Origin of the sequence: Lyngbya sp. CCY1209, assembly GCF_035615495.1 — a bacterium.
Lineage (GTDB): Bacteria > Cyanobacteriota > Cyanobacteriia > Cyanobacteriales > Microcoleaceae > Limnospira.
On sequence record NZ_JAJENU010000700.1, the window covers coordinates 59,006 to 71,131 of the forward strand.

Sequence of the window (12,126 nt, forward strand, 5' to 3'; positions counted from 1 at the left end):
TCACGGGTCCTGATCGCGGCGGTCGAACATATATCCCACGCCCCGGATGGTTTTGATCAGGGCGGGTTTGTCCTTGTCGGGTTCGATCTTTTTGCGGATTTGACCGATGTGGACGTCCACGACCCGCTGTTCGCCGATGTACGATACCTCCCAAACTTCTTTGAGAATTTCTTCCCGACTCCAAACCCGGCCGGGTTTCTTGGCTAGACAGTAGAGCAGGTCAAATTCCAGGGCGCTGAGGGAAACGAGGCGATCGCTGACGTAGACTTCCCGGCGGGCCGGGTTGATGACGAGATCTCCGTAAGTCAAGCTGCGCTGTTCGATATCTCCGACGGAACGCTGGCGCTTCAAGAGCGTCCGCACCCGGGCATCGAGTATTTCCAGTTTGAAGGGTTTGGAAATGAAGTCATCCGCCCCTCCTATGAGTCCCGGAGCTTCCAGGTTGGCTTCGCTGGTGAGCATCAAGACTAAGACGCCAGTCCGACTCTGCATTTCCGGACAGAGCTTGAGACCCGTCGTATCGGGCAAGTTGATATCCAGAACCACCAGATCCGGATTGAATTGCTCGAAGCGTTCCAATGCCGTCTCGCCATCTTTAGCTGACTCAACTTCAAAGTCCTGGTGGGTCAGATAGCGAGAAACTAAATTTAGGATTGCCGGGTCGTCATCAACGACAAGAATCTTTTCAGAGGCCATAACCGTAAGGTTGAGTTGAGGATGGGGCAGGGGCGACTGGCTACTTCTATGTTATGCGAAAATGAAGTTCCAATCTAACAAAAGGGCGATCGAGTTGTATTGTAGGATCGACTCTGATCGACGGGGTAGCCGTCGGAGATAGCCGGCACCGATCGCGGAAGTGGGCCGATCGCATTGATTCCTAACTCCAAGATGCCGGCAAAAATTGAGAATTATCAATTATCAATTATCAATTATCAATTGACTCACCGAGGGGGGTTGCCATCGCTCAGAGGTCTGTACCTGTGCGGCCACTCTATCGACGGGGTGGCTGTCGGAGATGGGGTCTGGCGATCGCGGAAATAGACCCATCCCATCCATTCCCAACTCCAAGATGCCGGCACAAATTGAGAATTACCAATTATCAATTATCAATTGTCAATTATCAATTAATTCACCGATCTGGGGCGCGGCGGTCGAACATATATCCCACGCCCCGGATGGTTTTGATCAGGGTGGGTTTGTCCGTGTCGGGTTCGATCTTTTTGCGGATCTGGCCGATATGGACATCAACGACCCGCTGTTCGCCTTCGTAGTCGTAATCCCACACTTCTTGCAGCAGTTCAGACCGACGCCAGGCCCGGCCGGGTTTTCTCGCCAGACAGTAGAGCAGGTCAAATTCCAGGGCGCTGAGGGAGACGAGGCGATCGCTGACGTAGACTTCCCGCCGGGCCGGGTCGATGACGATATCTCCGTAGGTCAAGCTGCGCTGTTCGTTATCTTCGACGGAACGCTGGCGCTTCAAAATCGCCCGCACCCGGGCACCGAGTTCGGCTAGACCGAAGGGTTTGGTGATGTAGTCATCCGCCCCTTTATCAAACCCCTTAATTTTATCCTCCTCTCCCGTCAGGCTGGTGAGCAGCAAGACAAAGACGTGAGTCCGACTCTGCATTTCTTGGCAAAGGTGAAAACCCGTCGTGTCGGGCAAGTTGACATCGAGCACCACGAGGTCCGGATTGAACTGCTCGAAGCGCTCCAACGCCGTCTCGCCATCTTTAGCCGACTCGACTTCATAGTTCTGCTGGGTCAGATAGCGAGAAATTAAATTTCGGATTGCCGGGTCGTCATCAACCACAAGAATTTTTTCAGAGGCCATAACCACAAGGTTTAGCTGAGGATGGGGCAAGGGTGACTAGCCACTTCTATGTTAATGCGAAATTGACATCCTCACCGCCGTAAACGGACGGTGATTCCCAAACCTCGCAATCTGGGTTTGGAGCTTCGTCCACGTCTGCGTACACCACCAACACAAGTCAGTTATGTCCCCGTCTTACGTCATGTCCACAGACTTTCGACTCCTTGCAGAGTCCCGAGCCCGCAAGTCCTGCGGTACGGAGCCTTAAAAGACTTTGTACTCGGTGCTCTAAGTTTGACCGTACAAGCATTTCTGTACGGAACCCCCTAACCCGAGTTTTCTATGTGCAAGTATCGAAGGCTTGGTTTTCGCCTTCGGTACGCCTCATTCTACCAGAAAAATGTCAAGCCATCCTCCAAGGACGGGGTTTCAGACCCAAGGAGAAAAAGATGAAGTTCCAATCTCACAAAAGGGCAATTGAGTTGTATTGTATTACAGAGCGCGCCAGATTTCCGGGAGCAGGTAGCCGGGGATTCTCGAAAGGGCTCGGTTTTGGCCTTGCCAACCCGACGCCTCGTAGAAAGCCCGCAGGGTTCGGATCAGATGGTCGAAGGCGACCCGATGGCGTTCGGAGTCCGGACGGTGCGTTATTTCCGGGGGTTCGGGATTGCCACTTCCCGGGGGAGAGGGTTCGAGCCAACCCGCGATCGCGTGATGGTGGAGCGCCCTGTCGAGATGGGAAACCCGGTCGGCTTGCGTCAGGGGGTTCGCCCGGTCGGTCGCCAGACGGTAGTGAGCTAGTCCTAAGTTATTGTGAGTCGCGAGGGCATCGAAGGTCAACTCGGCTGGGCTGAGTTGGCGGGCCAGGGTCAGTGCGGTTTCATAAGCAGCGATCGCCTCCTGTAGGAATTTCATGCGGTCTTCGGGTCGGTCGAGGGAGAGGGCCAGATGCCAGCAGGCCGTGCCGAGATTGTTTTGGGTGGCCGCGCAGGCGAGGGGAGCCGTGGCGGGCGTCCGATAGGTTAACGCCCGTCGGTAGCTGCGAATCGCCCGTCGGAGCAACGGTTTGGAGGGGCGATGCTGGGCCAAGTTCCAGTAGGCGGTCCCCAAATTGGCGTGAATCATGGCATGGCGCACCGGCTCCCGATCCGGGCTCTCGCCCAGCAATGCTTCGGTATAAGCAGCGATCGCCGCCTTGAGATGGGTGACGGGCCGAACGTATTGGGCCAAATTCCAGTGAGCCGTTCCCAAATTATTTTGGATGGCAATTGAGTCCATTTCATTCAATCGATCGGCCGCTCCTCCCTCGGGAGAGGAACGGAGGACGCGGATGGCTTCCTCGTAGGCGATGACGGACTGTTGAAGGTTCTCGACGGGTTCTCGGATCGTGGCTAAATCGGTGTGAGCTGCACCCAGGTTCGACTGTAGTTTAACATAGATGGCAGGACTTGTCTCGGGTTCGATCTTCGCCAGCGCTTTTTGATAGCAAATGATGCTTTGCTGTAAATGAGAAATCGCGTCGGGGGCGGCGTTTCGGGATTTGAAGAGTTGTTGAAATCGCATCCGGTGAAAGGTGCCGACATCGTTCCAAAGGGCGACGCGATCGCACCCCCCGGCGTCGGGGTCGTCTACGTCAGCGCTCGCCCCGGTTTCCAAGGCGGCGAGGACCCGTTCGTAAGCCCGGATTCCCCCTTCCAGGTCGGCGGCGGAGGCGGTGCCGGCACAGATGCGATCGCGGTACCGGCGACCGCGTTCGATGCACTGTTTGAGATCGGTTTCGGGCGGGGGAGACGGTGGTTGGGGCAGCCCGTGCGGCGGATCTTTGTCCGGCTTCGGCAGCGCGTTTCGGGGGGGGGTGGGGTCGCCGACGAACTCGAACAGGCCGGCCCGCCACCGCCAAAATTCCGGCGCCGACTGTCGGATGCAGCCCAGCCAGGGGGAGGGGAGCCACAGCAGGAGGCTGCAGTCGAATTCGACGAGTTGGCTGGGCACGGTTCCCAGGCGGTCGAGGAAAGACCGCTGGATGGCGGGTGGCTGGCGGGTCAGCCGTTCGACCCCCACAATCTGGAATCCCACGGGCGGCGTTTCCCGGCCGGCCCCGCATCCGGTTTTCCAGCGGCGGATTTGGGCGTTCGGGTCGGGGTGGCTCGGGTCTAAATCGAGCGTCACCCAGTTCGGGGGAACCCGGAGTTCAGCCGGGGGCAGATCTCCGCCGGGGAAGAGGCCGTCGGCGATCGCCCGGCGCAGGTCGGAGTCGTCGCAGACCGCAATCCAAATTTTCTGTCGCAAACCGAGCGTCAAAGCCCGCTTCAAGCTGGCATAACGCCGAGAATTGGTGTCCGAAATTCCCGAAAAAGCGGTGTCGGTCGCGGTCATATCAAGTCCGTTTGAATACTTACACAATCGTTCGAGAAAAGGCCATAGGCAAGAGGCAATCGGCAAAAGTTTGAAGCCGCTTCAGAAGAGGGCAGGGAAACCCAGGAATCATAACTGTTTGAGCGGACATGATATCGCAGGTATCGCGCTCGCGTGTTTACAGTTCCGGAAAAAGGTAAAAACCTCGAAACCCTTATTCCAAGGGGATTTTCCACCGAGCACCGAGCACCGAGCACCGAGCACACCCTCTTCTAGCAGCGCTATATCATTCGATAGAGGGTGGATAAAGGTAATGCTGGGCGTTTCGAGCTTCAACACTCTCTACTTCGAGCCGGGACGCTGTTTTCAGGATGGTGAATTGGGTTGACTACTCCCCGCGAAGGAAACTCTCTAAAGAACGGGAAAAGTCGATGACGGCGATGATAGAAGACTGGATTGATAGGCTGCCGACACCAAAAGAAGATGGCGACTCAAGCCGCCGAGTCGCTTTTGGGCACAGTGCTAAAGCCGCGGGGCTACTAAGCTCCCGAGCTTTTCTGTGTGGGGATTTTAGATTTTAGATTTTAGATTTTAGATTTTAGATTTTAGATTTTCTCATCTTTTCTCGGCGGGCGACTCTTGTGCTTTTTCGGGCTTTTGGGGAGGTGAAAGCCATGCAAAACTCCCGCCACTCGCTGTCTAGTTACCGATGTACCGAACGTTGAGAAACGGGAGGGGGACGAACTGATTTTGGCGGTGCCTGCTGTTCCGAGATGGAATTTAAGAAACCCCGATCGCGACGGCGAACAGACCGACGACCAAGACGACGGCGCCGACTCCCAGAATGATGTAGTTGCGAATTTGATTTTTCGTCGGAGGCTCGGCCGTGTAAACTTTCGGTTCCACCGCAAAGTTATTTAAGCGTCCGCCCTCTTCAGTTGTATATGGCATTCGTATATGATCCCGATTTTCTTTTCGTCATCAATCTTAACAAAAATTGGCAGCCGTTTGAAAGATTTAATGAAATTTTCGGCCGATTTCCGGCGGGGGAGGGAAAAATCGAACTCGAAACTGCTGTACCTGCCCCCATTGCGAGATCGATCTCAATTCGATCCGGTCGGGGACCCGACCGTACCGGTGAGGGGGGAGGAGGCGAGCGCGTAAGTTTTGACGGGGATGCGTCCCGCCAGGTGAGCCAGACGTCCGGCCTCTGCGGCCAGTCCCATCGCCCGGGCCATCAGTGGGGGGTGCTTGGCCAGGGCGATCGCCGAGTTGATCAACAGGGCATCGGCCCCCATTTCCATCGCGGCCGCGGCTTCGCTGGGGGTGCCGATCCCGGCATCCACCACCACCGGAACTTGGGCGTTGTCGATGATGATCTCGATGTTGGCCTCATTTTTGATCCCCTGACCGGAGCCGATGGGGGACCCGAGGGGCATCACCGTGACGCAGCCGAGCTCCTCCAGACGTTTGGCCAGGAGCGGGTCGGCGTTGATGTAGGGCAGGACGGCAAATCCTTCTTTGACCAGTTGTTCCGCCGCCTCCAGGGTGCCGACGGGGTCGGGCAGCAAATATTTCGGGTCGGGAATCACCTCGAGTTTGACGAAATTATTGTCCTCCTGGCCCAACAACTTCGCCATTTCCCGGCCCAGTCGGGCGACGCGGACGGCTTCCTCGGCGGTCTGGCACCCGGCGGTATTGGGGAGCATCCAGATGCGATTCCAGTCGATCGCCTCGGCGAGTCCTTCGTGTCCGGGGGCTTGGGTCTGCACCCGCCGGACGGCCACGGTGACGATCTCGCAGCCGCTGGCCTCGATACTCCGCCGCATTTCCTCCAAGCTGCGATATTTGCCGGTTCCCGTCATCAGGCGCGATTTGAACGGACGGCCCGCGATCGTCAGCGGGGAATCTACGGGATTGGATGCCGGTTTGTCAACAGTCTGCATACCATCGTTCCTTTAACTTCACTTCCATTGCACCGCCGGAACGGTAGCGATCGCCATCGGGTTGACGATTTCTCGGGTCGAAATGATGATTTCAAGCCGATGGCTGCCCTGCCCAAATGTGGGGACACCGATCGAGTTGAAAACCCAATTCTAGCTTACCATTCCCATTCCCCGGCGCGCCGCACCGGACGAGAAAAACGATCTCCAATTCGGAAGTCTTTTTCGACGGGTGCAATTTCCATTTCGGAATCCCTTCGGGATTAATAGAAGGTGATGAATCGTCTTTTCGAGACAATTGAAAATCAACAATGAATGGGGGGTTCAACTCGGGAGATGGCGGTCGGGGCGAGAACGGGTTCTCGCCCCGACTTTTCTTTCCGACTCCCGGCTCAACCTCCGACGGCGGAGATTGACTCCGGGGTGTGGCGATGGCGCGATCGCCCCCTATCCGACCGTTGACAGGGGTTGCAGCAGGGCTTGTTTGAGCAATTCCACCTTGTCGGTTTTTTCCCAGGGCAGGTCGAGGTCGGGACGTCCCATGTGGCCGTAGGCCGCGACATCCTGGAAGAAGCGTCCGCCCCGCAAGCCGGGAAGCTTCCGCAGGTCGAAATCTTGGATCATGCCGGCCGGCCGCAGTTCAAAGTTGTCCCGGACGACTTGCAGCAGTTTGTCTTCGTCCACCTTGGCGGTGCCGAAGGTTTCGATGAACAGGCTCACCGGGCGGGCCACCCCAATGGCGTAGCTGACCTGAACCTCGCACTTTTCGGCCAACCCGGCCGCGACGATGTTCTTGGCGATGTAGCGGCAGGCGTAGGCGGCGGTGCGGTCTACTTTGGTGGGATCTTTGCCGGAGAACGCGCCGCCCCCGTGGCGGGAATAGCCGCCGTAGGTGTCGATGATGATTTTGCGGCCTGTCAAGCCGGAGTCACCCTGGGGTCCGCCCACCACGAATTTGCCCGTGGGGTTGACCAACATCCGGGTCTGATCGTCCGGTTTGATGTCGATGCCTTCAAAGGCGGGTCCCACCACCTTAGCCAGCAGGTCTTCTTTAATGCGGTCTTGGACGGCTTTCGGGTCGGCGATGTCGCCGATGGCGGCCTGGTGCTGGGTCGAGATCAAAATGGTGTCGATGCGGACGGGGCGATCGTCTTCGTAGGCGATGGTAACTTGGGTTTTGCCGTCCGGGCGCAGGTAGGGCAGGGTGCCGTCTTTCCGCACGGCCGTCAGTTGGCGGGAAATGCGGTGGGCCAAACTGATGGGCAGCGGCATCAATTCGGGGGTTTCGTCGCAGGCGAAGCCGAACATCAAGCCCTGATCTCCGGCTCCCACGGAGTCGAGGACTGCCTCGCTGAGTTTTTCGCGGCTTTCCTGGGCCGCATCGACGCCCTGGGCGATATCCGGGGACTGTTCGTCGAGGGCGACCAGGACGGAACAGCTATCGGCGGAAAAGCCGTTTTCGGCGTGGACGTAGCCAATTTCGGCGATTTTTTGGCGGGCCAGGTCGATGTAGTTGACCTGGGCTTTGCTGGTAATTTCGCCGGTGATCAGAACCAGACCCGTGTTGACGACCACTTCCGCGGCCACGCGGCTTTCCGGATCTTGGGCGAGGAGGGCATCTAGGATGGCATCAGAAATTTGATCGCAGATTTTATCGGGATGACCTTCCGTGACGGATTCGGATGTGAAGAGATACTGGCGAGACAATGCTTTCCTCCTGTTCAATTTTCGATTTCAATACCTGAATTCAAGTCGAGCCTTGAATTCAGTCTAATATAGCAAATTTTTCCTCCGAATTCGCCCGGTCTCAACGAAGGATCGACGGGGGCGGAACCGGTCATTTGTTCGGCCAGCCGCCAGTTTTGGGGGAAGGGAGCCTCAGTTGAGTTGACGTTCATTGACGATTTGAATGGCGTCGATCTGGGAAATCACGACATCTGCCGCATGCAAGTGATCTGCCGATTGTCGTCGCCAACAAATGCCGATGCAGCCTGCGGCTCCGGCATTTTTTGCCATCTCAATATCTGCGGCCGAGTCTCCGACCATCAACGTCGCGGACGCTTCGACGCCGAGGGTTTGACAGGCTTGAAGAAATAGAACCGGATCGGGTTTACTCAAATGGCTGTGTGCACCTTGCACGAACCCGAAATAGTTATCCAACTGGTGGTGACTGACGAATGCCCGCACCTGTTCGGTCGAGGCGGACGAAAGAATCCCGAGTTTTAGACGGGCTTCCGAAAGGGATTTTAACACTTCCAAGCTGCCGACAAACAGGGGGGAGGGGGATCGATTTTTGAACGGCTCGTCGGCTTCCTCGAAGGCTCGGCGGGCAATTTCGCGGGATTCGATCCACCCCCGTCCGGTTTCGGCGATGTAGGCGGCCGCAGCGATTTCGTTTTCCTGGCGGGTGCCCACCGCCATCAACCCCGTCGGGTCGAGGGTGTCGCCCCCGATCCCGAAAGCCATGAGCAGGGGGTCGCCGATGCCGGGAATTTGGGCATCGATGCGGCGCGATCGCACCTGGCCGAGTTGTCTCAAGACATCTTCGGAGTCTTCCAGGGTGCCGTCTTTGTCAAAGATGATGGCTCGGATGTCCTCGAAAATCCGATCTTGAATTTGAATGCTGGGCAAAGCAAGGATCCCTCAGTTCTGAAATTTCACCCATTTCGGTTGACGCACACCTGCCACTTAATTCTGCCGGCCGTTTCCGAGATCGGGACAAATGCCGGCTGGGAAAAGGGGTCGGGGTCAACTCGAGTCGAGATGCCGGGGGGTTCCGGAGCGGACTCGGAAAGCCCGGTTCAACCCGCGATCGCGGGGACACCTCGGGGCTCTGTTCAACTGATCTTCTCATCAAACTTGAAAAAAAAAGAGGGGTGTCCCTCTTTTTTTTGGCTCGATACTCCGACGGCGGTCGGGATTATTCGGTCGCCACCGTAACTTCTTCTTCCGAATCGCTCTGAGCGTCCGCTTCAGGTTCCGCGTCGGTTTCCCCCGCGACCGCCGTTTCTTCGACGGGTTGCTCATCTACAGTTTCGACTTCCGCTTCGGTCTCAGAAGATTGGGGTTCCGGTTCCACTTCCGGCTCCATTTCCGGCTCGGTTTCGACGACCGAGGTTCCCTGTTGTTCGGCCATCATTTTTTCCCGGAACTTCGCGGCCATCTCTTCGGCTTTCTCGTACACCAGATCGGGGTTCTTCACCATCGCGCCCGGTTCGGGTTCCAATTGCTTGGTGGACAGCGAGATCCGACCGCGATCGGCGTCGAGGTCGATGATCATGACTTTAACTTCGTCGTTGACATTGAAGACGCTGTGGGGCGTGTCAATGTGATCGTGGGAAATTTCCGAGATGTGAAGCAAACCGCTGACGCCGCCGATGTCGATGAAGGCACCGTAGGGCTTGATACCGCGGACCGTACCCATGACGACTTCGCCGACTTCGAGGCGGTTCATCTTCCGTTCCACCAGGGCGCGGCGGTGGCTGAGGACCAGGCGGTTTCGATCTTCGTCCACTTCCAAAAATTTGAGTGGCAGTTCTTCCGAAACCAATTCTTCCTTCGGTTTCCGGGTGCTGATGTGGGAACCCGGGATAAAACCGCGCAATCCTTCGATTCTCACGAGAGCCCCACCCCGGTTGGTCGCGAAAACTTGGGAACGAACCGTCGCGTCCTCGGCTTGGAGTTGGCGAACCCGCTCCCAGGCCCTCATGTATTCGATGCGACGAATTGACAAGGTGAGCTGTCCATCCTCATTCTCGTCGGTGAGGATAAAAAACTCCCGGGTCTCATTGGACTGCAATACCTCGTCCGGGCTTTCCACCCGGTTGATGGACATTTCCTGTAGCGGAATGTAGGCTGCGGTCTTGGCACCAATATCAATCAGAGCGCCCCGGGGTTCCAGGCTGAAAACCGTCCCTGGAACGACATCCCCGGGACTGAAGTGATAATCATACTGATCCAGCAGGGCGGCAAAATCTTCGTGGGTAAAGCCCACATCTCTACTTGTGACTGTCTGATTGATCATGCGAGTTTTTCCTAGAGTTTCTCCCCTTAATTGTGTTTTACAGTTGACAGAGGGCAGCCGGTTGCGGCATCCGCGACGGACGCGCTTGGCACTCGGGTCCGACCGGTCGGAATCCCGAAATCGGGGCATTTCACCCCAACTGTCGGCATCTGGGTGTCGGATCGGATCGCTCCCGCCCGGGGGCGAGAATGATTTCTCATCCGGACAGAGTACCGCCAATTGGGTGCGACTCCCGATCGCCATCCGGGTCAGTCAGTGTTGTCTTCCCCAGGTCGATGGCAAATCTGTCATCCGGCTTTTTAAGCGTACCACTCTCGAGAGTTCGTACTGCAGGTTTGTTAGCTTGTTACCCCGGATAGCTCCCCAAGGGTGGGAGAAGCTCGGGCGAAGCTAACACCGTTTTTCATTTTGACACGATCCCCGCGCACTTGTTCGGATTCGCGGGGGTACGGTTTCGGGTCGCCTTGAGAATTTCTTGCTTCTGAGCCGCGTGACCAGATGCGCGTTCGAGAAAACGTGAATTCCAGTCAGTTCGGCGACCCAGGCATTTTTGATTTAACGTCTGCCCCGGATTTGAGGGCAAACCGGCGATCCATAGAATTCAGGCCGATCGACTCGATCTAAAAACAAGACGCAACCCCCAATGGCTGAGTGCGACGGGGGTTTTGATGTTAGCCGATTTTCTAGTATGGAGTTAAATGTTTATTAGTTTAACTCATAGCAGATACATTATGCCATACTTTAGCACATTGTGGGCGTGCGATCGCGAAAAGGTCGGGTTGTCGCTTCAGTTGGAAGAACTCAGGAGGGGTTCGGATGGGGCGGGCGGAATGTCCGAGGTGTCGGGTTGACGGGGGTGGCGATCGCCGGAGGTCGGTTCGTGGCGTCGATCTTCGGTGTCCGACGAGTTGAGGTCGGCGAGGGTTTCGACAAAATCGCGGATGCCCTGAAATTGTCGGTAGACGGAGGCGAAGCGGATGTAGGCGACTTCGCTGATGGTTTTGAGCCGTTCGAGGACGAGTTCGCCGATTTCTCGGCTGGGAATTTCCCGGAGCGATCGCTGTTGCAGTTCGGCTTCGATGTCTTCGATGGTGCTTTCCAGGTCGGCGGCTGCGATCCCGGTCTTTTCACAGGCCCGCACCAGACCCCGCAACAATTTGGAGCGATCGAAGGATTCCCGCCGTCCGTCCCGCTTGATCACGGTGACGGGGACGAATTCGATGCGTTCGTAGGTGGTAAATCGATGTTTGCACTTGAGGCATTCCCGACGGCGCCGGATACTTTTGCCCGACTCCGCCGAGCGCGATTCGAGTACGCGGCTGCTGGTGTGCTGGCAGACTGGACATTGCATGATAGACGTCCTTTGATCTGAGGTTTCGCCGTTCGTGAAGGTCGAAGGCCGTTCCCGATCCAATGGGGCGATGAGAACTCCATCCTCGGAGGGAAGACGGTCGGGGTGCGTGCCGTCGAGAATCGGGGGGTGCACTGGCGTCCGCTCCCGTTTCCCGGTTTTGCATTCACCTGCAGTCCCCATCACCCAATTGGATGCGAAAAATGAAGCTGTTCGGGCGAGTTATTTGCCGATGCGGGGGGGTTCCCGGAAGGCGATGGCAAAAAACAGGACGCCGAGAGCCAGCGTTAAAACTAAGATGTACGCAACACTTTCCATGTCAGAGTTTCCTAAGATCCCGGTTCACTACCAGTTTATCAGTCTTGATACCGCACCCGTACAACCGGGGACAATTCCGATGAAATTCGGGAAGGAACGGTTCGCTCCCGCCGTCCGCCGGGGGTTCGGGGTCGATACCAAAGGGTTCGGATCGAGTCCGAAGGTTGGGCATTTCCCACCACGGGGGAAGGAGGACAGCGGGGGTCGAGGGGGCGATCGCAAACCGTCTCGGCTGCTCCCGCTTTCCCTCTCACGTAAAACTCCTGGGAGGGTTGGAAGCTCCGTGATTGATCGCGGAGAGGAAAACCGACTCAAGCGGCTTTAG

General features: G+C 56.9%; 11 protein-coding genes. All 11 read right to left on the reverse strand.

All coding sequences use genetic code 11. From position 1 onward, the window contains the following. Entirely contained in the window at nt 1-696 is a 696-nt protein-coding gene (locus LKE08_RS29070) for a response regulator transcription factor (RefSeq protein ID WP_324707792.1), read from the reverse strand. Between the two features lie 433 nt (nt 697-1,129). Further along, nucleotides 1,130-1,831, reverse strand: a complete 702-nt coding sequence (locus LKE08_RS29075; protein ID WP_324707793.1) for a response regulator transcription factor — start codon at nt 1,829-1,831, stop codon at nt 1,130-1,132. 471 nt (nt 1,832-2,302) lie between these two features. Then, the gene (locus tag LKE08_RS29080; protein ID WP_324707794.1) at nt 2,303-4,186 is read right to left on the reverse strand and encodes a tetratricopeptide repeat protein; all 1,884 of its coding nucleotides are present in this window, start codon (nt 4,184-4,186) and stop codon (nt 2,303-2,305) included. Between the two features lie 759 nt (nt 4,187-4,945). Then, nucleotides 4,946-5,116 (reverse strand): photosystem II assembly protein Psb34, encoded by a 171-nt coding sequence (gene psb34, locus LKE08_RS29085; RefSeq protein ID WP_324707795.1) that lies wholly within the window; start codon nt 5,114-5,116, stop codon nt 4,946-4,948. Between the two features lie 152 nt (nt 5,117-5,268). Then, nucleotides 5,269-6,111 carry a thiazole synthase gene (locus tag LKE08_RS29090; RefSeq protein ID WP_324707796.1) on the reverse strand — a complete coding sequence of 281 codons (843 nt, stop codon included), beginning with the start codon at nt 6,109-6,111 and terminating at the stop codon, nt 5,269-5,271. A gap of 444 nt (nt 6,112-6,555) precedes the next feature. Beyond that, nucleotides 6,556-7,815, reverse strand: coding sequence for a methionine adenosyltransferase (gene metK, locus LKE08_RS29095; protein WP_324707797.1), 1,260 nt, complete (start codon nt 7,813-7,815; stop codon nt 6,556-6,558). A gap of 171 nt (nt 7,816-7,986) precedes the next feature. Continuing rightward, the gene (locus LKE08_RS29100; protein ID WP_324707798.1) at nt 7,987-8,739 is read right to left on the reverse strand and encodes an HAD family hydrolase; all 753 of its coding nucleotides are present in this window, start codon (nt 8,737-8,739) and stop codon (nt 7,987-7,989) included. Between the two features lie 289 nt (nt 8,740-9,028). Further along, entirely contained in the window at nt 9,029-10,132 is a 1,104-nt protein-coding gene (locus LKE08_RS29105; RefSeq protein ID WP_324707799.1) for a 30S ribosomal protein S1, read from the reverse strand. A gap of 787 nt (nt 10,133-10,919) precedes the next feature. Then, entirely contained in the window at nt 10,920-11,483 is a 564-nt protein-coding gene (gene nrdR / locus LKE08_RS29110) for a transcriptional regulator NrdR (protein ID WP_324707800.1), read from the reverse strand. A gap of 222 nt (nt 11,484-11,705) precedes the next feature. Next, nucleotides 11,706-11,801 (reverse strand): photosystem II reaction center protein T, encoded by a 96-nt coding sequence (locus tag LKE08_RS29115; protein ID WP_006619121.1) that lies wholly within the window; start codon nt 11,799-11,801, stop codon nt 11,706-11,708. Nucleotides 11,802-11,839: 38 nt separating this feature from the next. Beyond that, nucleotides 11,840-12,055, reverse strand: a complete 216-nt coding sequence (locus LKE08_RS29120) for a hypothetical protein (RefSeq protein ID WP_324707801.1) — start codon at nt 12,053-12,055, stop codon at nt 11,840-11,842. Between the last annotated feature and the right edge of the window lie 71 nt (nt 12,056-12,126).

Coding starts and splice junctions, on each gene's coding strand:
- LKE08_RS29070 (WP_324707792.1), bottom strand. CDS start 696: ATGGCCTCTGAAAAGATTCTTGTCGTTGATGACGACCCGGCAATCCTA.
- LKE08_RS29090 (WP_324707796.1), bottom strand. CDS start 6,111: ATGCAGACTGTTGACAAACCGGCATCCAATCCCGTAGATTCCCCGCTG.
- LKE08_RS29115 (WP_006619121.1), bottom strand. CDS start 11,801: ATGGAAAGTGTTGCGTACATCTTAGTTTTAACGCTGGCTCTCGGCGTC.
- LKE08_RS29075 (WP_324707793.1), bottom strand. CDS start 1,831: ATGGCCTCTGAAAAAATTCTTGTGGTTGATGACGACCCGGCAATCCGA.
- LKE08_RS29105 (WP_324707799.1), bottom strand. CDS start 10,132: ATGATCAATCAGACAGTCACAAGTAGAGATGTGGGCTTTACCCACGAA.
- psb34 (WP_324707795.1), bottom strand. CDS start 5,116: ATGCCATATACAACTGAAGAGGGCGGACGCTTAAATAACTTTGCGGTG.
- nrdR (WP_324707800.1), bottom strand. CDS start 11,483: ATGCAATGTCCAGTCTGCCAGCACACCAGCAGCCGCGTACTCGAATCG.
- LKE08_RS29080 (WP_324707794.1), bottom strand. CDS start 4,186: ATGACCGCGACCGACACCGCTTTTTCGGGAATTTCGGACACCAATTCT.